This is a genomic window from Luteibacter sp. GL_149, assembly GCF_057834065.1.
In genome coordinates this window covers 3,341,220-3,366,340 of record NZ_CM174395.1, presented here as the reverse complement: position 1 = coordinate 3,366,340, position 25,121 = coordinate 3,341,220, and the positions used below count along the sequence as shown (strand labels likewise).

General features: G+C 59.1%; 18 protein-coding genes. 4 read left to right on the top strand and 14 right to left on the bottom strand.

The annotated features are described in order from the left end of the window. Positions 1–2: 2 nt before the first annotated feature. The 5 genes from AC3IR3_RS14840 to AC3IR3_RS14820 all read right to left on the bottom strand — a co-directional run bounded on the left by AC3IR3_RS14840 (position 3) and on the right by AC3IR3_RS14820 (position 6,580). The gene (locus AC3IR3_RS14840) at positions 3–1,934 is read right to left on the bottom strand and encodes a tetratricopeptide repeat protein (RefSeq protein ID WP_489193219.1); all 1,932 of its coding nucleotides are present in this window, start codon (positions 1,932–1,934) and stop codon (positions 3–5) included. 105 nt (positions 1,935–2,039) lie between these two features. After that, entirely contained in the window at positions 2,040–2,501 is a 462-nt protein-coding gene (locus tag AC3IR3_RS14835) for a pilin (protein ID WP_489193218.1), read from the bottom strand. Between the two features lie 296 nt (positions 2,502–2,797). Then, the gene (locus AC3IR3_RS14830; protein WP_489193217.1) at positions 2,798–3,238 is read right to left on the bottom strand and encodes a pilin; all 441 of its coding nucleotides are present in this window, start codon (positions 3,236–3,238) and stop codon (positions 2,798–2,800) included. Between the two features lie 141 nt (positions 3,239–3,379). Further along, positions 3,380–4,711, bottom strand: coding sequence for a hypothetical protein (locus AC3IR3_RS14825; RefSeq protein ID WP_489193215.1), 1,332 nt, complete (start codon positions 4,709–4,711; stop codon positions 3,380–3,382). Positions 4,712–4,738: 27 nt separating this feature from the next. Next, on the bottom strand, positions 4,739–6,580 hold the full coding sequence (locus tag AC3IR3_RS14820) for a peptide MFS transporter (RefSeq protein ID WP_489193213.1): 1,842 nt from the start codon (positions 6,578–6,580) through the stop codon (positions 4,739–4,741). Between the two features lie 115 nt (positions 6,581–6,695). Between AC3IR3_RS14820 and AC3IR3_RS14815 the strand changes: the two genes are divergently transcribed. From AC3IR3_RS14815 to AC3IR3_RS14805, 3 genes are all read left to right on the top strand, one after another. Then, positions 6,696–8,783, top strand: a complete 2,088-nt coding sequence (locus tag AC3IR3_RS14815; protein WP_489193212.1) for a prolyl oligopeptidase family serine peptidase — start codon at positions 6,696–6,698, stop codon at positions 8,781–8,783. A gap of 180 nt (positions 8,784–8,963) precedes the next feature. Continuing rightward, positions 8,964–13,385: an RHS repeat-associated core domain-containing protein gene (locus AC3IR3_RS14810; protein WP_489193211.1), complete on the top strand. Its 4,422-nt coding sequence runs from the start codon at positions 8,964–8,966 to the stop codon at positions 13,383–13,385. A 509-nt stretch (positions 13,386–13,894) separates the two neighbouring features. Next, the gene (locus AC3IR3_RS14805) at positions 13,895–14,371 is read left to right on the top strand and encodes a hypothetical protein (protein ID WP_489193209.1); all 477 of its coding nucleotides are present in this window, start codon (positions 13,895–13,897) and stop codon (positions 14,369–14,371) included. An 878-nt stretch (positions 14,372–15,249) separates the two neighbouring features. Here the strand turns inward: AC3IR3_RS14805 and AC3IR3_RS14800 are convergent. The 5 genes from AC3IR3_RS14800 to AC3IR3_RS14780 form a co-directional block, all read right to left on the bottom strand. Further along, entirely contained in the window at positions 15,250–16,158 is a 909-nt protein-coding gene (locus tag AC3IR3_RS14800) for a methylglyoxal synthase (RefSeq protein ID WP_489196939.1), read from the bottom strand. A gap of 201 nt (positions 16,159–16,359) precedes the next feature. Beyond that, complete coding sequence (locus tag AC3IR3_RS14795; protein ID WP_489193208.1) at positions 16,360–16,998, bottom strand: hypothetical protein; 639 nt, start codon at positions 16,996–16,998, stop codon at positions 16,360–16,362. Between the two features lie 208 nt (positions 16,999–17,206). Further along, positions 17,207–18,226: a magnesium and cobalt transport protein CorA gene (locus AC3IR3_RS14790; protein ID WP_489193206.1), complete on the bottom strand. Its 1,020-nt coding sequence runs from the start codon at positions 18,224–18,226 to the stop codon at positions 17,207–17,209. Between the two features lie 54 nt (positions 18,227–18,280). After that, positions 18,281–19,480, bottom strand: a complete 1,200-nt coding sequence (locus AC3IR3_RS14785; RefSeq protein ID WP_489193204.1) for a lipoprotein N-acyltransferase Lnb domain-containing protein — start codon at positions 19,478–19,480, stop codon at positions 18,281–18,283. An 11-nt stretch (positions 19,481–19,491) separates the two neighbouring features. Continuing rightward, entirely contained in the window at positions 19,492–20,343 is an 852-nt protein-coding gene (locus tag AC3IR3_RS14780) for a CorC family transporter (protein WP_132143680.1), read from the bottom strand. 365 nt (positions 20,344–20,708) lie between these two features. Between AC3IR3_RS14780 and AC3IR3_RS14775 the strand changes: the two genes are divergently transcribed. Next, complete coding sequence (locus tag AC3IR3_RS14775; RefSeq protein WP_489193202.1) at positions 20,709–21,494, top strand: class I SAM-dependent methyltransferase; 786 nt, start codon at positions 20,709–20,711, stop codon at positions 21,492–21,494. Between the two features lie 72 nt (positions 21,495–21,566). Here the strand turns inward: AC3IR3_RS14775 and ybeY are convergent, their stop codons facing one another. From ybeY to miaB, 4 genes are read right to left on the bottom strand one after another with little or no spacing between them, the layout of a single operon-like run. Further along, the gene (ybeY, locus tag AC3IR3_RS14770) at positions 21,567–22,031 is read right to left on the bottom strand and encodes an rRNA maturation RNase YbeY (protein ID WP_489193201.1); all 465 of its coding nucleotides are present in this window, start codon (positions 22,029–22,031) and stop codon (positions 21,567–21,569) included. Next, positions 22,028–23,014, bottom strand: a complete 987-nt coding sequence (locus AC3IR3_RS14765) for a PhoH family protein (protein WP_489193200.1) — start codon at positions 23,012–23,014, stop codon at positions 22,028–22,030. Before AC3IR3_RS14765 ends, ybeY begins: the two co-directional genes overlap by 4 nt. Further along, positions 23,011–23,505: a GNAT family N-acetyltransferase gene (locus tag AC3IR3_RS14760; RefSeq protein WP_489193198.1), complete on the bottom strand. Its 495-nt coding sequence runs from the start codon at positions 23,503–23,505 to the stop codon at positions 23,011–23,013. The genes AC3IR3_RS14765 and AC3IR3_RS14760 overlap by 4 nt, the downstream gene beginning before the upstream one ends. Next, a complete protein-coding gene (miaB, locus tag AC3IR3_RS14755; protein ID WP_489193196.1) occupies positions 23,502–24,854 on the bottom strand; it encodes a tRNA (N6-isopentenyl adenosine(37)-C2)-methylthiotransferase MiaB in 1,353 nt (450 codons plus the stop codon). The genes AC3IR3_RS14760 and miaB overlap by 4 nt, the downstream gene beginning before the upstream one ends. Between the last annotated feature and the right edge of the window lie 267 nt (positions 24,855–25,121).

Genomic DNA, 25,121 nt, shown 5'->3' with positions numbered 1-25,121 from the left:
ACTTATCCCGATGCGACATCGGCGGCTAGTGTCTGTCGCAAATGATCCAACTCGTGTTGCCAGTAACCTTGGTAGTCCAACACACGATCATGCAGCCAGGGCATGCCTTTGCGAAGAGGAATAGGGCGAGGCTTAAGTGAGTCGAAAAAATCTAGGTGTTTCAATCCGAGGGATGGATAGCCCGAACGTCCCAGTATTGCCGATTGTTTCAATGCAACTGCAATCCGCGGTTCTTGCAAGAGTGCTTCGTTGAATGCGGACAGCGCCGCCGTTCCGTCTTTTCGCTCGATCGCAATTAGCCCCCTGATGTGGGCGATATCCTGCCGCCTTCCTTCGATCGATGCGAGTTTCGGACTTTCCGCCGCTGCATAAAGCAGCCTCTCCAGGGAAGAAAGATCCAGGGCTTTACATGGCATGGACCTCGTCCGTTCTATCGAGGTCTCGAACCAACCTGAAAGCATGGCTCCTGGGTCTTGGGTTGTGTTTCGCAAGCTATTCGCGGTAGCGGAAAAGGTCGAAGAAGAAAGGTTACCAGTCGAGCGACACTCGGTATCGACCAGATTGAGCAGGATTTGCGGTTCGAAGCGGAAACGATCGTCTCTGGGCGTGAGTCGCGCGGTCGCTTGGGAATACAGTCCTGCGGCGGTCTCGATTTGAGATGCATATGCTTGCGCGCGGGCGGAGGCAGGATTGTTATCGGCCCAATCGATGGCTTGCGCAAGCGGATGGGCCCATAGCACCGCATTCGAATGAGTCAGCAAGGCGAGTCCAGCGATGATCAGCGGCGCGACGACCCAGTAAACCCATCGGTAGGGTATGAGTGCCAGTCCTACGCCGAGAGGCCAATACAGGAATATCGCGGGCAAGTAATTTCGGTGTTCGAAATAAAGTTCGAGTGGAATCGATGTCGACTCCAGGGCATGCCCTGCGAAGAAGAAGAGAATTGGAAGGGCGACGAATATGTATTGCCGTCGCCAGCGCCAAGCCACGATAGAAAGCAGCGCCACCGCCGTCAGTGCGAGCAGGGTGCCAGCGGGATTTGTGAGAGTGCGGGAGGGCACGATATCGTCGTGGAAAAACTCTTCGGAGCGGTACCCCGGAAGCCACAGGCTTTCCAGGTAATCGAAGAGGATGCGCGGCTCTGTAAGGAGTCGTTGCGCGACAGTCCAGCCCCGTCCAGGCAACGAATCAGCAAGAAAAGCTACCGCGATAAGCCCGAGCAGAATTATGAGGCTGCTTGGCACGATGAAAATTCGTACTCGTCGTGTAAATTGCAGTAGTTCTTGCTGATGGGCGGATGGTTGCGGAAGTGCCGCTTCGACAACGAGGATCAGTAGAGGAAGGAGCAGGCCGTTGGCTTTCGACAGGGCCGCCAACAGCGTGAGGCCGATCAGTATTGCTGTCGCGCGGTAACCGTTGACGGGAATGCCTTCTGCGGCGCGGCGGCGACTACGTAGCCAGATAAGCAGCCCGATCAAAATGAACGTAGCACTCAGCATGGCTTCGCGTTGTACGACGTAGAGCACTGTAGAAACGAAGAGCGGATGAAGGAGCCATATGGCTGCCCCGATAGCTGCAGACATGTATGCAGTTCGTGCACGAAGGCGCACTGCAAGCCCGAGTTCCGTCAGAACCAGAAGGAGTAATACGCCGTTGGCGCCGTGAAGCACGATGTTGGTGCGCTTGAATGGCTTGGGAGATGCTGGCCAGTTCTGCGCATCCAGGAGAAAGCTTGCCATGGCGACGGGGCGCCCAATTGGATCCGCATTCCCAGACGTCACATAGCGCAGGAGTGAAGGAGCGTCCTTGATCGGCCCTTCGTTACCCAGTGCGGATAAGTTAGCGGTATCGTCGAACAGGAACGGGCTGACAAGGCCAGGCCGGTAGGCTGTCCACATAGCAAGCAATACAATGACGAATGCAACTGCCAGCATTGCCCATATGTGCTGTCTTTTATGAGTCAAGGACAGGATGACACCTCTACAAAAAGAAAAGGGCCGCGAAACGGCCCTTTTCGAAATAACGAAAGTTACGCGAACTTACTTGCGGCAAGCCGTGGGCAGATAGGCTTCATCAACGTCCGTCTTCGTCGAGCCCTTAGCGGTCGACTTGCAGTTCCAGGTAATCGTGCCGCCGGTATCGTTCGCCGAAAGGACGACCACCTTGGTGTCGAGCTTGTCGTTGGATTCCTGCGGGGTCGCCTTCGAGAACGTAGCGACGATGAGGCCGCTCTTTGCATCCACGGTCGAGACGTATTTGCCGGTCATCGATGCGGCAATCGCAAGCCCAGCGGAGTTGTTGCTGGCCGGCCAGTGGCCCTTATTGTTATAGAACTCGGAAACGGCCGTCTTGGCACCGTCAGCGAGGTTCATACCTTCCGACACCTGGGTGCGGATGAGGTAGTTCTGGTACTGCGGGATGGCGATGGCAGCCAGGATCGCGATGATGGCGACGACGATCATCAATTCGATGAGCGTGAAGCCCTTCTGGACGTTCTTCATGGAGATTCCTCGTACTTGGTTAGCTAACCGAAAAAAAGTGATGCCCCCTGAGCCCTAGTTTCGAAGCCGTACGACTCCGGAACTCCCTCACTTGCCTTTGGTCAGGAACGACCAGGAAGCTCGCCGCAAAGCTTGCATCGTGCATGCCACATCGCGGCTGGCGTATTCCCGCACAATGCGGGTAGGCGGATTGTGCCCGGTGTCACGATTGGCAAGCAACAGGAATATTTCGTGGATTCAGGATCTTGCTGAGTGATTGTGATGTGACGCATTGCGTCATAGAGTGACGTTGAGTGTCAGTCCGGGCGGCAGGAACTGGGTAAGTAACGCCTGTCGATCGTTCCTTTGCACGCCCAGCCGACTGTGCCGCCATTGTTAATCGGGGACAGAATCAGATTGCTGTCGTGCAATGAGTCGTTTGTGTCGGGTTGTGCATATGCGACCTCAATGGTTCCCCCGTTTTTGACTTCGACCATGGATACATACTTGCCGTTGATGGAACTGGCCGAAGGCAGGCCTGCGGATTGGTTCGACGAAGGGAAGGTGCCCTTGTTGGTGATGAATTCCCAGACGGCGACTTTGGCGCCCGTGGCCACCACGATGCCTTCAGACGCCTGTGTGCGAACCAGATAGTCCTTGTATGCGGGTATGGCAATTACGCTGAGGATCGCAATGATCGCCACGACAATCATGAGTTCGATTAGGGTAAATCCGTCGGACGCGTGTTTCGATGGCATGGAAAAGGTTCCCCTGGAAACATCTCCGAGCCAGCATGTTTTGTACCAATGGAGCCCTCGTCCTGCCGGCAACCGTTCGAAGTGTGACCGTCTTGGCAGTGAAATCGTTTTCCTGGTTTCGCGCTTGGTTCGAGGCGGCAATCAGGAGTGGCGTGCTGCGCCTTGGGGGAGGCCGCGCCGCGCAAGTATATAATTTGTCAGGATCGCGGCACCCGAGATTGCCATGATGATTTCCGGTCCGCGAAACGCGATGGCATATCGAGGCTCGGCTTGCAGAATGCTATAGACGCAAGTGATGAAGATGAGGAGTGCCGCCATGGCCACAACCTCTGGTCGACGGCCCTTTATCAGGCAAGCAATGATGCCACCCAGTGCAAATAGCGCGATAACGGGATTCAGAACATACAGCAGTGCGATCATTGCCCTGGCTGCGGCCAGGGTCTGAAATGGGGAGTTGATCGTGGGATATACATATATGTCTCCTTCCCCCATTTGGATGCTCCAGCTCCATAGCAGAATGGGTTTGCTCAGGTACCAACTGGCGTAGCGTGCCGGATCGCTCATTAGGCGTTTGACGACGGCGGTATAGCCGGTGCGGCCGTTCGCATCCATGGCTGCGACTTCCGCGTCTATGCGCTCCATGGTGTCGTCGCTATGCTCTGGATCGAGCAGACGAGTTCGCCATGCAGAATGATATTCAGGCCAGGATCCCTGTACGAAATTCATCGCGGCGCGTTGGCTGGAGGAGGCGTGCGTATCCAGTCCAGCATTCCGAACGAGCCACAGCCCAGGAACTATGGTTACGATCAGAAGGAAAGCGATCCATTGGGTGCGGAAGACGGGGAAGGCAAATAGGAACAGGAGGGCGAGCAATGGTGCGAAAGGTAGAACGACCGCATTGGTCAGTGCCGCGGCGGCAAAGGCGATTCCGCTACTTGCTGTCCATCTAATACTCTTGCGCGCCACGGCTTCGGCTAGGCAGGCGAATGCGATGGAGAGCAGGAGCGCAAACAGGGGTTCGCTTACGATGTAACCGGCAATAGTGATGGAGTGCGGCCAGATTGCCATCAGCACGCCAGCGCTTATCAGCCAGCGCAAAGAAAGCCATCGGCGTGCGGCTGCAAGGTATCCGAGAACCGTCAGTGCGCCAAAGGCGCATTGCAATGTCAATACGCGATCGTACCATTCACCCATATCGGGTGTGATTTGAAGAATTGCGGCGAGAAAAAGGGGGTAGCCGGGGTCACGGAAACTATCGGGGACAACCTCCGTGGCATTGGGAAAAGCTTTCGAGAAAACGCCGTGGTGAACAATATTCCACGCATAGGCACAGTATTCCGAAGCATCGCCGCGGATAGGCTGATTCACCCACGCGAGTTGAATGAAGGTATAGCGAAGAGCGAATGCCAGAGCCGATAGAGCGAAGATCCATATCCAGACGGCACGGGGGCTCGTCTCCGCCTTCTCGTTCAATGCACTCTCCCCTTAAAAGTCGCAACTCTAGCTCACCAGGTCGTCTGCCGTCACCGCATCCACCCGATGCATCCACCGCCGCAACCAAGGCGCCGCGGCAAACGCCACAGCCGCACACCCAAGCCCGATCCACATCAACAACCAGAACAAATGCTCGTACTTGGCGGCCGCCTCGGCGACATTCATGGCCTGTCCCTCGACGATATCGATCGCGGCCAGCTTCCCGAACAATGCAGCCAATGCCTCCGAGAACGCCGTAGCCAGAAACCACGTCCCCATCATCAGGCTGACGACCTTAGGCATCGACAGCTCGGTAACGGCGGACAGCCCGACCGGCGACAGACACATCTCGCCCGCTTCCAGAATCAGATAAGCGATAACCAGCCACCAGACGCTGGCGAGTCCGCCCGTTGCTCCGGCGTGCTGCGCGGCAAATGCCAACGGCACGAAGCTAAGCGCAGCGAACAGAAGCCCTGCCGCACTCTTGACTGGCTTCGACGGATCGCGATTGATCTTGCCGAGCCAGCCCCACAGGAACGTAAACAACGGGGCTAGCAGCACAAGGAAGAGGGCGCCCAGATAGGTCAGCGAGCCCGCTGTCTGCGGCAGGATCACCAGATCGCGCACCAGCAGCACCAGCATCAGCGAAAAGACCACGCCGACGACGATGCGTGGTGCTTTCGACGCCGCGTGCCGGTCGGAGAATCGTGCCGATATCACGAAGGAAGCGGGCGCCAGTACCAGCGACACGATCGACCACGGCGCCTGTCCGAAGAACAGGCCGAGGTTGGTCCATGCGCTGGACGTCCATACGATGGGTTCGCGCACGCGGACCAGACTCGGGAAGATGTCCTTCGTCAGCAGGCGGTCGGTAAAGGTTACCCACGAGCCATACGTCTGCTCGTACAGTGTGTAGAAGATCAGCGCCATGAAGATCAGTGTGATCAGCGCGATCATCTGCTGGCGCTGCACGCGCGTGCACTGCGTCGTGACGAACCACACGAACCAGCCGAGTACAACGGCGAGCACCAGAATCATCAGCATCAGCGCAAGCGAGACGTCGCCGCCCAGCGTGAAGGCGCCGTTGAGCGCGGCCCACATCAGCGCGGCGATCGGCAGCAGCCCGGCCACCGCGCCCAGATAAATCAGCCATTCGCGCGGCATGCCCAGCACGCGTTCGCGCAGTTTTGCCGGGTCCGGTGGTTCGGCATGACCTTGCAGATACTTCTTGCCCCAAAGGAACATGGCCAGCCCCAGCAGCATGCCGATGCCCGCCGCGCCGAAGCCGTAACGCCAGCCCAGCGTTTCGCCGAGGTAACCGCAAACCAGCGACGCAAAGAGGGCGCCGAGGTTGATGCCCGCATAGAACAGGCTGAAGCCCGAATCGCGGCGCGGATCGTTCTTCGGATACAGCTTCCCGACGATGGTGGATACATTCGGCTTCAGGAAGCCCACCCCCATGATGATCAGCGACAGCGACAGGAAGAACACCCGCAGCGAGGCTTCATCCCGCACGACAACGCCGTTCACCAACTGCGCCGCATGTCCTTCGACGGCCATGCCGGCATGGCCCGCCACCAGCAGTAATCCGCCGAACACCACGGCCTTGCGCATGCCCAGCCAGCGGTCGGCCAGCACGCCGCCGATCACCGGCAGGCAGTAGACCAGGCCGCCATAGGCGCCAATCAGGTCGTAGCCCGAGCCATCGGCATAGCGGTGGTACTTGGTCAGGTACAGGAGCAGCAGCGCTTTCATGCCATAAAAGGAGAAGCGCTCCCACATTTCTGTGAAGAAGCAGACGTACAGCCCCTTGGGGTGGCCGAATAGTTCGTCGTTGCGGGGCAGGGTGCTGGCTTCGGTGGGGCTCATTCCGTATCCGTCTGTGGCGGCGTGTGCGGAGTATGCCAGTCCGGCGACTTGCGCCGCGCGGCCGTGGCGCTTACCGTCGCTGGCCTAGCTTTCCTCAGTTCAAGGGATAAAACCTATGAAGCCTCTGTTCGCCGCGCTAGCCCTCGCGCTCGCGGCCAGCCCGGTCTGGGCCGCGGACACCGATACCGCCGCGCCGCACCCGTTCTCCATTCGCGACCTGGTCATGCTGGACCGCGTGGGCGATCCGCAGCTGTCGCCCGATGGCCACTACGCCGCCTATACCGTCCGCACGACCGATTACGCCGCCAATAAGGGTGTCACGGCGATCTACGTGCTGGACCTGGACAAGGCCGGCCAGCCGGTCAAGGTCGTGGACAAGGGCTCGTCGCCGCGCTGGGCGCCCGATGGCCAGTCGCTGTTCTATGCCGCGCCGAAGGATGGCGTGGCCCAGGTCTGGCGTCGCACGCTGGGAACCTCGGGCAAGGGGCTGAATCTCGCCGCTGGCGCCGGTCAGGCCGTCACCGACGCGCCCATCGACGTCAACAGTTACAAGCTCTCGCCGGATGGCTCGAAGCTGCTGCTGACATTCGATGTCTTCACCGACTGCGCCGACCTTGCCTGCACGAAGGAGCGTCTGGACGGCCGCGAAAAGGACAAATCCACCGGCACCGTTTACGACAAGCTGTTCGTACGCCACTGGGACACATGGGCCGATGGCCGCCGCGCCCAGCTCTACATCGCCGACGTCACCGCCGGTTCGCCGCCAGTACTGCTCAGCCGCGGCATCGATGGCGACGTACCGAGCAAGCCCTTCGGCGGCGACGACGAATTCTCGTTCTCGCCCGACGGCCGCACGGTCTACTTCGACGCGCGCATCGCCGGCAAGACGGAACCGTGGTCGACCAACTTCGACATCTTCAGCGTGCCGGTCGATGGTTCGGCCGCGCCGGTCAACCTGACCGAAGCGAACGAGGCGTGGGACGCGAATCCGCTGTCTTCGCCCGATGGCAAGACGCTGTACTACACGGCGATGAAGGAGCCGGGCTCCGAGGCGGACCGTTTCGGCATCATGGCGCTGGATCTCGCCAGTGGTACGAAGCGCGAAGTCGCACCCGACTGGGACCGTTCGGCCGGTGCGTTGCAGATTTCGCGCGACGGCAAGACGCTTTACACCACCGCCGACGACAATGGTCAGCACCCGCTGTTCGCCATCGACACAGCGACGGGCAAGGTCACGACGCTGGTCACCGAAGGTTCGATCGGTGCATTCGACGCCAGCAGCGCATCGCGTCTGCTGCTGTCGCGCGACGACCTCAAGCATCCGGCCGACCTGTATACGGCCGACCTTCGTGGCAAGAGCCTGAAGCAGGTGACGCATTACAACGCGAAGCGCATGAAGAACGCCCAGACCGGCGACTTCGAGTTCTTCACGTTCAAGGGTGCCAACGAAGAAACCGTGCAGGGCTACGTGGTCAAGCCGGTGGGCTACAAGCGCGGCAAAACCTATCCGGTCGCCTTCATCATCCACGGCGGCCCACAGGGCGCGATGACCAATAGCTGGAGCTACCGCTGGAACGCGCAGACCTACGCGGGCCAGGGCTTCGCGGTAGTCACCGTCAACTTCCACGGCTCCACCGGCTACGGTCAGGCGTTCACCGATGCCATCTCCGGCGACTGGGGCGGCAAGCCGCTGATCGACCTGCAACAGGGCTGGAAAGCCGCGCTAGGCAAATACAGCTTCCTCGACGGCAACCGCGCGTGTGCGCTCGGCGCCAGCTACGGTGGCTACATGGTCTACTGGATCGCCGGTGTGTGGAACGAACCGTGGAAGTGCCTCGTCGATCACGACGGCGTCTTCGACGCACGCGCCATGTACTACGACACCGAAGAACTCTGGTTCGAAGAAAAAGAGAACGGCGGTACGCAGTACGACCATCCTGAGAACTATGAGCGCTTCAATCCGATCAATCATGTGAAGGACTGGCGTGTGCCGATGCTCGTCATCCACAGCGGCAAGGACTTCCGTATTCCCGAAACGCAGGGGCTTGGTGCATTCACGGCGCTACAGCGTCGCGGTATTCCGAGCAAGCTGTTGCATTTCCCGGATGAGAATCATTGGGTGTTGAAGCCGCAGAACAGTGTGCAGTGGCATGAGACGGTGAATGCCTGGCTGAAGCAGTGGACGGCTCCAGCGACTAAATAGAGACAAAAAAAACGGCGGCCCTTGGGTCGCCTTTTTCTATGGCGAGATGCTCGATAAATATCATCGCCATGTTTGAAGCAGTAATTTCCTTGCAACATGCCAGCGTTAAGTAAACTAGATATTCCCGCACAAAGAAGCGGATTGGGACTGAGTTAAGTAAAGGTGTTCAATGGGGGATGAATGAACGTTCGATGTCAATCGATTTTGTGGCTTATTTACTGTGCCATCGGCGCGTACGCAGTTCTTTTTCCGGGTTGTGCTGTCGCCTCCTCGACGACTAATGGCTCAATTTACACGTGCGGGAGCGGGGTTTGTGCTGCGGCGGAGCCAAGGTGCTCCGATGGGTCCGTTTCTTCAATGCGAAGTTGTTCGGAAGCTTATTATTATCGTCGGCTTTCCCAGTTCGGAAAGCTGTCCTTCATGTACAGCACTGTTTACAACAACGGAAGATCAGTCGCTCTTACTTGGAGTTCGCAATTCAATGGTCAGTACGTTTCCGGCCTAAACCTCGTAACAAGAGGGAGCGAAGATCCTTCGATTGGCCGTAATCTTGGTTGTCAAGGTTGTGTGGCTGATGGTGCTCCGGTTATTGGTAATCCAATTAACATTTCAATTGGCAACAAGTACCAAGCTGAGCGCGACTATCGAGGGGTAGGGTCATTTCCTCTTGAATTTACGAGGTACTACAACAGTGCTGGCTCAGGCGACGGAAGCATCGGAGTGCGCTGGACCCATTCATTTGGCCGCGCTCTTACATTCGATGGCAATACCGAAGTAAGCCTGACGCGTGACAATGGAGAAGTTCGCTATTTTCTCCCCTGCGGGTCGCTATGGTGCGCAACTGAGGACGAAATCGGCACGCTGGTTCAGTCGAAAGATGCCGGCGGCAATACGATTGCTTGGCAATATATGGATGAGCACGATGTCGTTGAGACGTATGACGGTGGTGGGCGTTTTTTATCGGAAACCACGAGGAATGGAGCGAAGATAGATTTAATTTACGATACAAATGGCAATCTTGGCACGATCCAAGATCAATATGGTCACCAGCTTTCGCTGAACTACGACGCGTCCGGTCGAGTATATCAACTGAGGCAGCCGGACGGCGCCAACATTGTTTACGGATATGATGCCGCAGGTAATCTCAGCACTGTTACGTATTCAGGTGGTGCTGCAAAAACCTATCTCTATGATGAAGCGGGCAATGTCACCCCTGGCAGTAATTCGAATCTGCTGACTGGGATCGAAGACGAGATGGGAGTTCGCTTCGCTACATATCGCTATGACAGTCAATCCCGTGCTACGGATAGTCAGCACGCGTTGTCCGCTGGGAATATTGTAGTTTCATACAATTCGGATGGCACAGCGACAGTCACCGATGCGGCATTGGTGGCACGGACGTACACGCTTAAGACGGTTCAAAACGTCAACCATATATCTTCTGTCAATGGAGCAACTTGTTCCTCTTGTTCAGCATACGCTGCTTACGTTTACAATGACGCAGGTGATGTTGTCGAGAAAACTGATTTCAACGGAAATAAATTTACTTATGCCTACAGTGCCAGGCATCTCGAGGAAAGTCGTGTAGAAGCGTCCGGTAGTACTGGTCAGCGGACGGTACTCACGACATGGCACCAGGATTTCCGAGTTCCGCTTACTCGCAGCACGCTCGACGCAAGTAATTCAACCGTCGCGAGTGTGTCTTGGTCATATAACAGTCGCGGGCAAGTAATTGCTCAATGCGAGATAGACCAAGCAATAGCTGGGAATTATGTTTGTGTAGTAGCCAGTACTCCTCCCCAGGGAGTGCGTCGTACTACCTACACTTACTGCGACGTCGTTAGTGCAAATTGCCCGCTCGTAGGTCTTCTGTTGACGGTTGATGGTCCCCGTACCGATGTTAGCGACGTCACGGCGTACAGCTATTACAACGGCAGCAGCCCTACCGATTGTGGTACTCCTGGTTCTACCTGCCATCAGGCTGGCGATCTCTATGGCGTCACGGATGCCCTGGGACGGGTGACCACATATGTCTCATATGATGGGGCGGGAAGAGTCACTCGCGTCACTGACGCAAATGGCGTCAGTACGGATATGACGTACACGCCAAGAGGGTGGCTCGCGACGAAGAGCGTGGGCGGTGCGACGACTGTCATTGCTTACGACGCCGTCGGTAACGTGACGAGAGTGACCGATCCTGATGGCGTGTACACCAGCTACGTTTACGACGCGGCCCACCGGCTGACAGACGTCGTTGACGCAGCCGGTAATACCATGCATTACGCACTTGACTCGATGGGGGGCAAGATATCGGAGACAGTGCGCAATTCTTCGGGTGAGACAACTAAATCGCTCGGTCGAACATTCAATCCTCTGGGGCAGTTAATCGCCGTCACGGATGGGCTACACCATACCGTATTCAATGCGACGTATGCAGATAGCTACGACGCCAACGGCAATCTTATTCACAGCAGCGATGCTTTGGGCATCCAACGAAAACAACAATTTGATCCGTTGAATCGCCTGATCGCGACGATTGCTAACTACAACGGTACCGACGCGACGACGAAGAACACGCAGAGTGTTTTTTCGTACGATGCGCTCGATAGACTTAAGGGCGTCAGCGATCCAGATGGCCTTAATACTACTTATGATGTTGATGCCCTTGGCAACGTTACCGGCCTGCATAGCCCGGACACTGGCACGACTACGCGCAGTTTCGACATCGCAGGCAATCCGATCGCTTCGGTCGATGCAGCCAACGTATCGACTGCATCGACCTTCGATGCCGTAGGCCGGTTGACCGCGACCACGTATGCCGACATTACCCTCAACACTCTGTACAAGTACGACGAGGCCGACTCGGTCACCGGCTGCACGGGTAGCGTAGGCAATGGCCGTCTGACCCGCATCATCGAAGGCAGTGGCGGTCTCATTTATTGCTATGACCCACGCGGCAACGTGGTCAAGAAGCAGCAGACCGTTGGCACCGTCACCACTACGACTGCGTACACGTGGACGCCTGGCAACCGGCTGAAATCGGTGACCACAGCCAATGGCATCGTGGTTGCCTACACCCGCGATGCGAATGGCCGCATTGCCACGGTTACGGCGACGCCATCGGGCGGCGCAGCGAGCACTATTGCGTCCGATGTCACTTATCGTCCCTTTGGTCCAGTGACTAGCTACATGCTCGGCAACGGACAAAATGTGACCCGAACTTATGACGCCAACGATCAGTTGACCGACATCACAAGTCCCGCGTTTTCTCTACACATGGCTAGGGATGCGATGGGCAACGTCGTCGCCCTTGGCGATACGGCCGGGGCGTTACCAGCCACCGAAGTCTATGGATACGATCCGCTTTACCGCCTGACGGGTGTAACAAGTGGTTCGGGTGCCGCTATTGAAGCGTATACATACAACAAGACAGGTGACCGCCTTTCCAAGACCGCTCCCGGTTTGCTCACCGGTGCCTACAGTTATCAGGACGGTACGCATCATCTCACGGGCGTAGGCTCCACGGCCCGGCAGGTCGATGCGCGCGGCAACACGACTTCCAATGTGTTGGCATCCGGCAACTTTGGTTACGGCTACAACCAACGAAATCGGCTCACTATCGTCCAGAACAATGGCGCCACCGTTGGGATCTTCGTGTTCAATGCCCTTGGCCAACGTGTCCAGAAGGCCGCAGGGAGTCTCACCACCCGGTTCGATTATGACGAAGCCGGCCATTTACTATCCGAAAGCACTAGCATGAAAACAAAGGACTATGTCTGGCTCGACGATTTGCCGGTAGGTCTGGTTGATCGGGGCGGCACGACTGCCACCATCAACTATGTCTATGCCGATGGCCTCGGTTCTCCTCGTGTGGTGACCGATGGCGATGGGACTGTGCAATGGCAATGGTCCTACGGCAGCAATCCATTTGGCGAGAAGACACCGGTATCCAGCGCGGGATATACGCTCAATCTTCGCTTCCCTGGGCAGTATTTCGATGCAGAATCCGGCTTGCTACACAATGGTTACCGCGACTATGACGCGTCGTCAGGCCGCTACTTGCAGAGCGACCCGCTGGGAATCAGAGGAGGGTTGAATACATACAGATATGCGTACTCCAACCCGCAAATGTACTTCGACCCGACAGGATTGGTGGCATGCCGAAGGATCGTCTCAGTGAAGGGTTTGTCATACGGCGAACTTGTAGGATCAACGCTTGCGAGCCAGCAATGGCAGCTAACCAATGTTCACGTTGAGCCTTTTGCTTCATCAGGTGGCATAAGTCTACTTAGTGGAGGCGCGAGCCTGTTCAGCGCCGCGACGGGTGCGCTAGGCTCCAAGCCCATTGTCGATTGCGAAGCGACCATGGTTAAGAAATTCGAGGATACATATGATCGATACCAGAATACGTACTTCGTAGACCTCTGTGTCGACGAGGGGGAGTGCGGGTATCGTTCCTCGTACTTGGCAAGCGGAACCGAGAGAGAGTCGCTTGGAGGTGAGGTGCGGGATCGATATGAGGCCAGTGATGGCGCGTTGACGGCGCTCAAATCGTGGTTTGCCGAGTCAGCCTGTCTGGAGTGGTTGAGGACGTTGCGTTGAGGGATTCTTACGACCAAGGCATGCAATCGATAATGCGTTTTGTGATGGCCATTACGGTGACCGTCGTGATCGATTCCGTTGTCATCCGCCAAGCGGATCAGTGGATGTACATTTGGCCAGGGCGCATGCCATACGGAACGGCGGCTCTATGGATAAGCCTTCCGCGGCTCCTGTTCTATGCTCTCGCAGGGTTTGGTTGCGCGCGATATCTCCGGATGAGTACGGCATTTGCGGGTGCATATCTGATTGCACTGGGGGTTTATTACCTCATTTTCAGGTGGGGTGCCTTCTACATTTATGGCGGATTTGACGCATATATCTTTGCGTACTTTCCGCTTGCCTCGATTCCTATTGGTTTTGTAGCAGGCTTCATATTTGGGCGGCGGCTCCGTCATTCTGACGGATAGTAGTCAGGCAACTAAAGCAACTAAAGGGCCAGCATGATTTGCTTACCGCTGATAAATCATGCCGATCCTGAGCTTTCACGTAGCTGATAGGGCCTGATCTTCATGGACATAACCGACGCGCTAATAAACTACCGGAAAGCAACAACGTTCATATGGAACGAGTATTTCCGTCAACGCGTCGGATCGCTTCGAGAATGCGGTCCGCTTGACGACTATGAGGAGATTGACAGGCGTCTCTTTTCGGGGCTGGTCGTCCGGGTTATTGAAGATGCGTTGACGAGTAATGGAGCGGACAGCGGGTATCAAATTGAAGCGATTCCTCCGACAGAAATTGTCGAAGTTATGTTCGGTGACGATCACGATGGCTACTGGAAATGGCACCTGCCTGTTTCGATTGATATGAAGGAGTTTCGACCGAGGTTCTTTCTCGTCGAACTGTTCGACTTTGATCGTTATGGATCCACTGTCCTGCCGCTGGTTAAATGTCGCTACTGCAGTGACGACGTAGATGACGGAAGTAAGGAATATGCGCTTTTGAATTTCGACGACTGTCGATACGTTGTCTTTGACCGGAACTAAAGTTTGTATGTTGGCCAGTCTGGCACAATCGTTAGTGGCGCGAGCGATGTCTATGGTTCGGAATCTGGCGGGATACAATGGGGGGATAGCGCGCTCGTAAATCTGAGCTGTGTGACGGTCGAAGCAATCAACTGCGCGGCTTGTCTGACGACATCGCTGAATCCCTGTAGCGCTTCCAGTCGATCGGCGATGGCCCGATCTGCTTCGGATGCTTCTATACGACGAGCGCCTGTGCAGAGCGGGCAGGGGATGGTCGTGCTTGCCTCGCGGCTCGCGTGCGCGGCGGCGGTTCCTTCGCTTGTCATGTCTGCATCCTTTCAGTTCGGAGTGACCCGCCACCGTGAGGTGGCGGGCGTGCCGAGAGAGCAGTACCGGTGCAAAAGGAAACCGGCCAAGCCGAAGCTTGCCCGACACGCCCGCCGTAAGGGGACGGCGTGACGATACGCGACGCGGAAAAGTGTCGTTTGAGACGGCACCTTTCCGCGCCTTTTGCAAAACACAGGCTGCTCTGCCCGGTCGCCGTTGTGTGGCGACGTGGTGAGGATCGGTGTGTGCGAGTAGTGGGTCAATAGTGTTTCTTTATTTCGGTGCGATTTTCAGATTAGTCTGAGGTGTTTGGGTGGGTTCGCAATGCGGACGTGTGTCTGGTGTGTGTGATTGTCGAAGAGCCGATGTTGTTTTGGTGCGATAGCCGGGTGCATCGCGCTGGGTTCCTGCCTGCGCAGGAACGACGGTGAGGGGTGGGTGTGGGGGTTGTGTAGGGGCTCGCTTGCGGGCGGAAGCTGGCGGAGCGGTGAAGCGGGGCCTGACTTGTGTGTCGCTTGCCGCGTACCGTCGCTGCGGATTCCAGCTGATTCGATACCTGCCACAACCGATACTCAATCTTTGCCGACGACGTATTCAACCCATAACGGACGCAATCTCGCACGTTGCTCGGCGGCCTCCGCCCAACGGATGACCGAGGCGGGGCAGGTAATGCATACCGTATCGTCGGTTGTGGCGGCCACGGCACGTTCCAGTAACTGGATGTCGGCCTCGTGCTGGTGTGGTACGTGGGGGTTCTCGAAAAAAAGTACGCGTTGGCAGCGCCGTTCGAATATGAGATTGGCGATCTGTGCATCGCCACCCATCGGGCCGCTTTCGTAGCATGTGACCCACGATGCGTCCTCTGGCCAACCGTGTTTCCGGGCCAGCGCATTGAGGCTCTTGCCGGTAGTGCCGGTAGCAACGCGGAAGGCGAAGCGGGATAGCAGGTCGAAATGCTTGTTGGCGAAAGCCATCATCGGCGCTTTCATCGCATCGTGGGCAATCATTGCTATTGTTTGGGATGGCATGGCGTGAAGCGGATCGGTGCCATCATCCGGTTTCATTCCTGAGCGGATGCGCTCGATTTCCACCCAGTCGCAGGCTGAGGCTACCGTCGAGAGGAAGGGTTTCTGGTGAACGATGCATTGGCGTTTGAGTGCGAGTGCTTCGGGGAAAAGCGATGATCCATCGACCGGATTGACCAGATAAATCGCACCGTCCAGTACCTCGTTGGACGCGACGGCCCCTACTATGCCGGCCACGAGTTTTACCAATCCGCCTTCATGACCGCTAGGGTAGCGACGTAGTGCGGGGTAGTTGGTCAGGTATCCTGCGCGAGCGATCGCGTCGTGCGTGCCGCCGACGGCGTGCAATCCAAGGTTCAGTTCGCGGATGCCTGTTTCGCAGCGGTGAAGCCAGCGAAACAGTGCCGCCTTCGGATGGCTGTGATGCAGATGATTGGCTACCAGGCCCAGATGCATAGACCCAACCCTTTGATGCGCTGTTTGTGTTGCATCGCGTGAGCATGCGTTCAACGCTAGGCTGATCGTGGGTGCCGTGGAATACACCTTCGGTTGTAGGTGCGTGTTGGGCGTCACCATTCCGTGGTGGAGTGGGTGTTGTCTCGTCAACCTTGCCAGGTAGCACCGGGCGCTTCCGCGGAGCGCCCGGTGCGAACACCATTAGTTTGTGGGCGGTGTCCCGATGTCCTGCGTCAGCGATACATCATCGACAAAAACACGGACGGGTTCATCGTTGGCGATATTGATCAGTTGCAGGGAAAGGCGCCTGTGATCCGGTAGCGGCGTAGGTTTGATCGTCACCGTATATTCGGTCCAGCCGCTATCGACAGCGAGTTTCTCAGTGTCGAGAAATATGCCTTCGGAGTCCTCGGCATCCCGAAATAGTGCGAGCATCAGCCCTTGCTCCAGGTGGGCGGTGGCGCGGGCCCTGAATCGCACGACAAGCGACGAATTATTGTTACCGGTCGCGGACAGGTCGGGTAGCTCGATATCCTGCTTTGCCCCGTCGAAGTATGCGGGAAGCTCCAGTGCCGGCTGACCGTCCACCCATGCAATGCGCGGATGGGTCGGCACCATCTCGCCGGCCCCGTCCTTGACGAGCGTGGGCTGCCAGGGCGGCAGATCGCCTGTGTCGAAACCGGGATTACCAAGGGGCACATCGCATTGCACGGGATAGTCGGGAACGACGACGGGCGGGCAGTGGGGTAGCGCGGAAGGTGCGTTGGCGGCATGGACACCGAAGCCTGCCATGCCGGCAAGGCCCAGCGTCGCAACGCGGATCAGGTGGCGATGATTCATGTGAGTACCTTTGCTGGAGTATTCGCGCCCCTCGATGGGGCACGACGCGCCGGAAATCGGCGCGAGGAATATTCCAGCAGGACTTCGATAAGACCTGTGCACAACGAGCGTGCGCTATATGAATGCCTTACGCCTATGTCGGACTCGCCCGCGTCGAAATATCATCGACAGCTCCGGCAACAGGTCGGCTTTTCGTGCGCCGGATTGCCTAAAACCAGCGATTCCGCTTCAGCGCCATGAAGATGCCGCCGACGATACAAGCCACCAGACACGTAATCGCCGGATACGCCCACGGCTTGTCCAGCTCGGGCATGTGGACGAAGTTCATGCCGTACCAGCTCGTAATCAACGTTGGCGCGGCGAGCATCGCGGCCCAGCCGGCGAGCTTTTTCATGACTTCGTTCTGACCGAAGGTCACCAGCGCCAGATTGACGCTGATGGCGGCGCCGATCATTTCGCGCATGGCGTTGATGGATTCGTTGACGCGGAAGACGTGGTCGTAGATGTCGCGGAAGTAGGCGCGCAGTTCGTCGTGGATAAGGTGCGGGTGCAGGCGGACGAGCTGGGCGACGATGTCCTGTAGCGGCACGACGGCAAGGCGCAAGGTCATCAGTTCGCGCTGCATGTCGTAGAGGCGTTTGATGGTTTGCCGGTTGTACGTCTCGGCGAAGATGTCGTTTTCCAGCTTATGCAGTTCTTCCCTGAAGTCGCGGACGATGGGCAGGAAGTTGTCGACGATGAAGTCGAGTACGGCGTACAGCGCGTAGCTCGGACCCATGGCCAGCAGTTCGGGCGACTGTTCGCAACTGCGGCGCGCGGGTGCGTAGGACAGCGACGCGCCGTGGCGCACGGTGACGAAGTAGCGTTGGCCGACGAAGATCTGGGTTTCGCCGAAGGCGATGTTGCCGCCGACGACCTGGGCGGTCTGCGCGACGATGAAGAGCGAGTCGCCGTAGACTTCGATCTTGGTGCGCTGGTGGGCGTGCTGTGCGTCTTCGATGGCCAGGTCGTGCAGGTCGAATTCTTCCTGCAGTTTCAGCAGCAGGGATTCGTCGGGTTCGTGCAGGCCGATCCAGACGAAGGTGTCGGGCTGTTTCAGTACGTCGCTGATGTCGTCGATGCTGATGTCGCCGATGCGGCGACCATCGGTGCTATAGGCGACGCAGTTGATGACCATGCCGTTGCCGGTGGCAGGCTGGGTTTCGTACAACGCATTGGGATAGGTCATACGCGCATGATGACGCTGCCTATGTGACAGGGCAATCGTATCGTGCGGACCCGTTCAGGCCGGTTCGCGACGCATCGAGACGAACAGCGCGAGCCAGCCGGGCAGGGCGAAGAGGATCCACGGCATGTTGCGCTGGACGAAGCCCGGGATCAGGTGCGCCAGCAACGCGACGACGGCCGCGGCGACCGACAGCAGCAGGATGCGGCGCGCGAACGAGCCCACGCGGCCGTCGACACGGCGCATGCGCCAGATCGCGGGCAGCAGCAGGAAGGCCAGCGGCTGATATAGCAACAGGTTGGCATTGGCCCACGCCGAATGGTGCAGTGTGACGGCCCATAGCAGGATCATCACCACACCGGCGATGCCGGTGAATACCGTGAAGACCGTGCCCGCCGTGACGAAGGCGATGCGCGCGGCGCGAGCGCGGGTGAATGCCGGCAGGATCAGCGGGATGGCCAGTACCAGCCCCGCCAGCAGCAGCGGCCAGCGCAGGTCGGGCGCCTGTTCCGGTGGCGGGTCGAGGCGGTTGGGGGCAAGGACTTGTTCGTCCTGCACCAGTGGCTGACCGTTCGGCAGTTTCACGGTGCGGAATTCGTCTTCCAGCACCATGGGCAGGAAACTTTCTTTCCACGCGTTCATCGGCTGGTCCGCGTAGGGGCCAAGGCCGAGATCCATGGCCAGCATCAGGGCCGGCGCGTTGCTCATCAGGCGGGCGGTCTGCTCGCGATACGTCATGCCGCCCGTGCGTTCTTGCAGCGATGGACCGAGTGCGCCGTCGAGTGCATCGTTCAGCGCGTCGCGGACGCGCGTGGTGCAGTTGTCCGCGTAGTAGTCGTAGTTGTAGCGCGCGTTTTCCGGCTGGATGTTCCAGAACAGGAAGCGACGGAGCTTCGTCTTCTGCGCGTCGTCCAGATTCAGGCGCTGACGCGTGACCTTACGTCCTTCGCCGCTATAGAACGACACATCGGACTCCATGTTTTCCGCATCCATGCGGTAGCTCATGCGGCCGCGCGCGAAGTTGACGAAGAAACCCGATTCGTCGAAATCGAAGACACCGTAGTTGAACGCGACGGCTTCGCCGCTGACCGTTTCTTTCAGCTCGATGGCATCGTGGCCGAAGCGTTCCCAGTAAATCGCGCCCGGCCCGTAGGTCAGCAGCGACACTTCCAGATTAGCGGCGGGTGCGTCGGCGATGCCGGCGCGGGCTGCCGGCACAAGGCACAGCAGCAACAGGGCGATCAGGAAGTGGCGCATCGGGCGGTGGCTCAGCTTTCGTTGGACTTGCGCGACACGTGGAACTGCTGCACGCGGCGGTCGTCGGCTTCGGTGACGCGGAAGACGAAGTCGCCCACGGCGATTTCCTCGCCGGCTTCCGGCAGGTGCCCGAATTCGGAGGTGATCATGCCGCCTACCGTATCGAATTCCTCGTCGGAGAAGCTGGCGCCGGCGTGTTCGTTGAAGTCGGCGATGGGCGTGAGCGCGCTCACGGCGAAACCACCGTCGTCCAGCGTGTGGACCAGGATGGGTTCTTCCTCGTCGTCGTGCTCGTCGTCGATTTCGCCGACGATCTGTTCGAGGACGTCTTCGATCGTGATCAGACCGGCCACGCCGCCGTATTCGTCGACCACCAGCGCCATGTGGTTGCGAGTGAGCCGGAACTCGGCCAGCAGCACGTTCAGACGCATGGATTCGGGAATGAGCACGGCCGGACGGAGCAGGGCGCGGACGTCGCCGGCTTCGCTCTGGCCGAAGTACTTCAGGATGTCCTTGGCAAGCAGGATGCCGAGGATTTCGTCCTTGTCGTCGCCATGCACGGGGAAACGGGAGTGGCCCGATTCGACGACGATGGGAAGGATGTCGGAAAGGGGAGCGTCGGCGGAAAGCATGACGATCTGGGCCCGGGGCACCATGACATCGTCGACGCTGAGCTCGGTTACCTTGATCGCACCCTCGACCATGGTCAGGGTGTCGTTGGAAAGCAGGCCGTTGGCCTGGGCGGCGCGCAGTTCCTCGATCAGTTCATCGCGGTTGCGTGGCTCGCCGGAAAACATGTGGCCCAGTCGATCCCACCAGGAACGGTGAGTCGGGCCACTGGTACTGCCAGGGTCCTCGTTCATTACTCTTGTATGCGCTGCCCGGAACCGGGCGGGAGGCCAGTCTAGCGGAATTTGGATGACGGTTCAGGGGCGGTGGGGCGGCGAGGCCGTTGCGGAGGGCCATTGTCCGACCCTTGGGGCCTTTATCGGCCCCCTGTGGGGCGGAGGCGGACTCCCTGGGGCGATATAGCGTCCGGGAAGCCTTGTGGTGCCGTCGAAAGGAGGCGCTCAGGGGATTTGCCGGCATCTTTGCAATGGCAAACGCTAATACACGGTCATGTCACTTTGTAATGACTGAAATACGCAAGCAGCCCTCGCCAAGGGGTAAGGCGATTTCGCTGCCAGCGACAAATCCACCCCGCCCCTGCTTCCGGAGCAACACAATCATGAACAAGCTTTTGTTGGCTGGCTGTCTCTTCCTTGGAACCACCATGCTCGCGCAGGCTGAGGGGCAGGCGCCGCCGGCTTATGTATTGGCGGCGGTTGCGGACCATGCGCGGCCGGCGGCCGATACGAAACGGGACCCGGACCGCAAACCGGCCGAACTGATCGCCTTCGCAGGCATCAAGCCTGGCGACAAGGTGGCCGATCTGATCCCGGGCGGCGGTTACTTCACACGCATCTTCAGCAAGGTCGTCGGACCCAAGGGGCATGTTTACGCGGTCTTTCCGGACAGCTTTGCCCAGGCAGTTCCGAAAAAGCTCGACGATATCAAGGCATTGATTGCCGACCCCGCATACGGCAACACCACGCTGGTGATTCGCCCTTACGATCGGATCGGCGGAGACGAGCCGCTCGACGTTATCTGGACCTCGCAGAACTACCACGATGTCTATGGCGGGGTCAGCGTCTTCGCCGTTGCCGGTACGAGCGGTGCCGAAGAATCGGCCAGCATGGACGCCGCCGCATTCAAGGCGTTGAAGCCCGGCGGCATCTATATGGTGATCGACCATGTCGCCAAGGCGGGTTCGGGCGAGCAGGACGCAAAGACCTTGCACCGGATCGATCCGGCCACCGTCATTGCCCAGGCACAGGCGGCGGGTTTTGTTCTGGAGGCCCGCAGCGATCTTCTCGGCAACCCGAAGGACAATCACGAGCTGCTCGTATTCGCTCCCGAAATCCGGGGTCATACGGATCAGTTCGTGTTGAAGTTCCGCAAGCCGAAGGCGTGAACTGAGCCTCGTCTTCCGGACTGAAGTGCCTTGACGGTCGTCGGGTGCGCGTTGGCCCGACGACCGTGATGGTCAGGGGGCTTCGTAGGGATCCGGGATGCCCAGGCCTGCCAGCACGCGTGTTTCCAGCGCTTCCATTTTCTCGGCCTCGGCTTCCACGATGTGGTCGTGGCCGAGCAGGTGCAGTACCCCATGGATGGTCATGTGCGCCCAGTGATGGGCCTCGGGCTTGCCCTGTTCGGCGGCTTCGCGGGCGACGACGGGGGCGCAGATAACCAGATCGCCGATCAGCGGCAGGTTCAGGCCCGGCGGCAGGTCGGCGGGGAAGGACAGCACATTGGTGGCGTAGTCCCGGCCCCGGTATTGCAGGTTCAGGGCCTGGCCTTCTTCGATGTCCACGATACGGATGGCCAGCTCGGCCGGCTTGCGCCGGCGCGCGCCGGTCAGCGCGGCCGCGACCCAGCGGCGGAAGCTGGCGGGGGCGGGGACGCCCTTGCGGGGAACGGCGTAGCCGACGGCGACGACCGGCTCGCTCACTTCTGCGCCTCGGCGTTCTGCTCGAAGGCTTCGTACGCGCGGACGATCTTCGCCACCAGCGGATGGCGGACCACGTCGCGGGAGGTGAAGAAGGTGAAGCTGATGCCGTCCACGCCACGCAGCACTTCGATGGCATGACGCAGGCCCGAGCGGATATGCCGGGGCAGGTCGACCTGCGAGACGTCGCCCGTGATCACCGCGACCGAGCCGAAGCCGATACGGGTCAGGAACATCTTCATCTGTTCGACGGTGGTGTTCTGCGCTTCGTCGAGGATGACGTAGGAATCGTTGAGGGTGCGGCCGCGCATATAGGCCAGCGGTGCGATTTCGATGACGTTGCGCTCGATCAGCTTGGCGACTTTTTCGAAGCCGACCATCTCGTAAAGCGCGTCGTACAGCGGGCGCAGATACGGATCGATTTTCTGGCTGAGATCGCCCGGCAGGAAGCCGAGCTTTTCGCCGGCTTCGACCGCGGGGCGAACCAGCAGCACGCGCTGCACGCGATTGGCTTCCAGTGCTTCGACGGCGCTGGCAACGGCCAGATAGGTTTTGCCGGTGCCGGCAGGGCCCACGCCGAAGTTGATGTCGTGGGTAGTGATGGCGTGCAGGTAGCGCGCCTGGTTCGGGCCGCGGCCCTTGATCACGCCGCGCTTTACCTTGATCGAGACGTCCTGCGCGGATTCGGCGGCCTGTTCCACCAGTGCGTCGATGCCGGATTCGGCCAGATGCAGGTTCACGATGGCGCCGGTCAGTGCTTCGTTTTCCGTGGCGTCGTACAGCGCGCGGATGACCCGCTCGCCGGCGCGCGCCGCTTCGTCGTCGGCGATGACGCGGAACAGATTGCCGCGATGATCGATTTCCAGACCCAGGCGCAGTTCGATCTGGCGGATGTGTTCGTCGAACGGGCCGCAGAGATTCGCCAGACGGGTGTTGTCTTCGGGCTCGAAGGTGAAATCGCGTTGCGAAAGGCCGTTGGTGGTCATAGGTATCGATGCATCACATAGATGTCGGTCGGGCCCAGCGTCGCGTGGCGGAATGCGCCAGGCACGGTGCCCACGATGGTAAAGCCGTGTTTCTGCCACAGTCGTACGGCGGTGCGGTTGGTGCTGACCACGATGTTGAACTGCATCGCCGTGAAGCCCGCGCGACGCGCCTGTTCCAGGGAGTGTTCGCACATCGCCGAAGCGATGCCCATGCCGCGCGCTTCCGGCGACACCATATAACTGCCGTTGGCGACATGATCGCCAAGGCCGATCTGGTTGGGACGGATGGTGTAGATGCCGAGCACGTCGTCGCCACGCTCCGCGAAGAAGCAGCGCGCCGGTGCGGTCGTCCACATGTCTCGTGCCTGCGCCAGGCTAAGGTCCGGCGGATACGAATACGTGTCGCCGCCGGCAATCACGGCCGAAAAAATCGGCCATGCGCGTTCGAACTCCTCCGCGCCGATTTCGCGAATCGCCGTAGCGCCGGTCATGAAGCCTGCGCCATGACCTCGTCGTCCAGCCGCACGCGACCGCGCAGCGAGTTCGACATCGCTTCGGTAATGACGACGTCCACGAACTGGCCGATCATGCGTGCATGGCCCGGGAAATTCACGTAGCGCATGTTTTCGGTGCGCCCGGTCATTTCGTTCGGATCCTTGCGGCTGGGCTTTTCGACCAGTACGCGCTGCACGGTGCCGACCATGGCGGCGTTGATCTTGCGTGCGTTCTCGTTGATGGCGGCTTGCAGACGCGTCAGTCGTGCGTGCTTGACCTCGGCCGTCGTCTCGTCCGGCAGATTCGCCGCCGGGGTGCCGGGGCGCGAGGAGAAAATGAAGGAGAAGCTCTGGTCGAAACCGACATCGTCGATGAGCTTCATCGTCTTCTCGAAATCCTCGTCGCTTTCGCCGGGGAAGCCCACGATGAAGTCGGACGAGACGCAGATGTCCGGACGCACGGCGCGCAGTTTGCGGATGCGCTGCTTGAATTCGAATGCGGTATAGCCGCGCTTCATGGCCGAAAGAATGCGGTCCGATCCGGCCTGCACGGGCAGGTGCAGATAGTTGGCCAACTGCGGCACGTTCGCATAAGCCTCGATCAGCGAGTCGGAGAACTCCAGCGGATGCGAGGTGGTGAAACGGATGCGGCCGATGCCGTCGATCTGCGCGATGGCGTGGATCAGTACGGCCAGGTCGGCGATGCTGCCGTCGTGCATGGGGCCGCGATACGCGTTGACGTTCTGGCCCAGCAGGTTGACCTCGCGTACGCCCTGTTCGGCGAGCTGGGCCACTTCCACGATGACGTCGTCGAACGGACGGCTGAGTTCTTCGCCGCGCGTATAGGGCACGACGCAGTACGAGCAGTACTTCGAGCAGCCTTCCATGATCGAGACGAAGGCGGTCGGGCCTTCGGCGCGCGGCTCGGGCAGACGGTCGAACTTCTCGATTTCCGGAAAGCTGATATCGACCTGCGCCTTGCCGCTGGCGCGGATGGCTTCGATCATCTGGGGCAGGCGATGCAGTGTTTGCGGGCCGAATACCAGGTCCACGTACGGCGCGCGCTTGAGGATGGAATCGCCTTCCTGCGACGCCACGCAGCCACCCACGCCGATCAGCACCGGCTTGCCGCCGCGCTTGTGTTCTTTCCAGCGACCGAGCTGGCTGAAGACCTTTTCCTGCGCCTTTTCGCGAATGGAGCAGGTATTGATGAGGATGACGTCGGCTTCGGACTCGTCCTGCGTGAGTTCGAGGCCGTGCGACGCCTTGAGTACGTCGGCCATCTTGGCCGAGTCGTACTCGTTCATCTGGCAACCGTGGGTCTTGATGAAAAGCTTGCCGCTCATGGGCTTTTTTACCGGGATGCGTGAGACACGTCGAACCGCGCAGTTTACGCCGGCTGCCGGACGCTGACCACAGGCGCCTCGACCAATCAATGACTTGGGCTCTGTTTTGCGACCTGGAACACTTGGCAGGGGGCAGGGGCTCGGGCACACTCGCGCCCATGGTCCAAGCCGCACGCTCAGGGGAATGCGCCGGCCGCAATGCCCGTTGTTTCCCGATTTTCGCGACGGTCCTGATCAGGGCCGCGTATGGCTGCGTCTTGCTGGCGG

Excerpts from the sequence above, each read along its gene's own strand:
- AC3IR3_RS14840 (WP_489193219.1), bottom strand. The coding sequence starts at position 1,934 with ATGCTGGCAGTTGCATTCGTCATTGTATTGCTTGCTATGTGGACAGCC.
- AC3IR3_RS14835 (WP_489193218.1), bottom strand. The coding sequence starts at position 2,501 with ATGAAGAACGTCCAGAAGGGCTTCACGCTCATCGAATTGATGATCGTC.
- AC3IR3_RS14830 (WP_489193217.1), bottom strand. The coding sequence starts at position 3,238 with ATGCCATCGAAACACGCGTCCGACGGATTTACCCTAATCGAACTCATG.
- AC3IR3_RS14820 (WP_489193213.1), bottom strand. The coding sequence starts at position 6,580 with ATGAGCCCCACCGAAGCCAGCACCCTGCCCCGCAACGACGAACTATTC.
- AC3IR3_RS14815 (WP_489193212.1), top strand. The coding sequence starts at position 6,696 with ATGAAGCCTCTGTTCGCCGCGCTAGCCCTCGCGCTCGCGGCCAGCCCG.
- AC3IR3_RS14810 (WP_489193211.1), top strand. The coding sequence starts at position 8,964 with ATGAACGTTCGATGTCAATCGATTTTGTGGCTTATTTACTGTGCCATC.
- AC3IR3_RS14805 (WP_489193209.1), top strand. The coding sequence starts at position 13,895 with ATGGACATAACCGACGCGCTAATAAACTACCGGAAAGCAACAACGTTC.
- AC3IR3_RS14800 (WP_489196939.1), bottom strand. The coding sequence starts at position 16,158 with ATGCATCTGGGCCTGGTAGCCAATCATCTGCATCACAGCCATCCGAAG.
- AC3IR3_RS14795 (WP_489193208.1), bottom strand. The coding sequence starts at position 16,998 with ATGAATCATCGCCACCTGATCCGCGTTGCGACGCTGGGCCTTGCCGGC.
- AC3IR3_RS14790 (WP_489193206.1), bottom strand. The coding sequence starts at position 18,226 with ATGACCTATCCCAATGCGTTGTACGAAACCCAGCCTGCCACCGGCAAC.
- AC3IR3_RS14785 (WP_489193204.1), bottom strand. The coding sequence starts at position 19,480 with ATGCGCCACTTCCTGATCGCCCTGTTGCTGCTGTGCCTTGTGCCGGCA.
- AC3IR3_RS14780 (WP_132143680.1), bottom strand. The coding sequence starts at position 20,343 with ATGAACGAGGACCCTGGCAGTACCAGTGGCCCGACTCACCGTTCCTGG.
- AC3IR3_RS14775 (WP_489193202.1), top strand. The coding sequence starts at position 20,709 with ATGAACAAGCTTTTGTTGGCTGGCTGTCTCTTCCTTGGAACCACCATG.
- AC3IR3_RS14765 (WP_489193200.1), bottom strand. The coding sequence starts at position 23,014 with ATGACCACCAACGGCCTTTCGCAACGCGATTTCACCTTCGAGCCCGAA.
- AC3IR3_RS14760 (WP_489193198.1), bottom strand. The coding sequence starts at position 23,505 with ATGACCGGCGCTACGGCGATTCGCGAAATCGGCGCGGAGGAGTTCGAA.
- miaB (WP_489193196.1), bottom strand. The coding sequence starts at position 24,854 with ATGAGCGGCAAGCTTTTCATCAAGACCCACGGTTGCCAGATGAACGAG.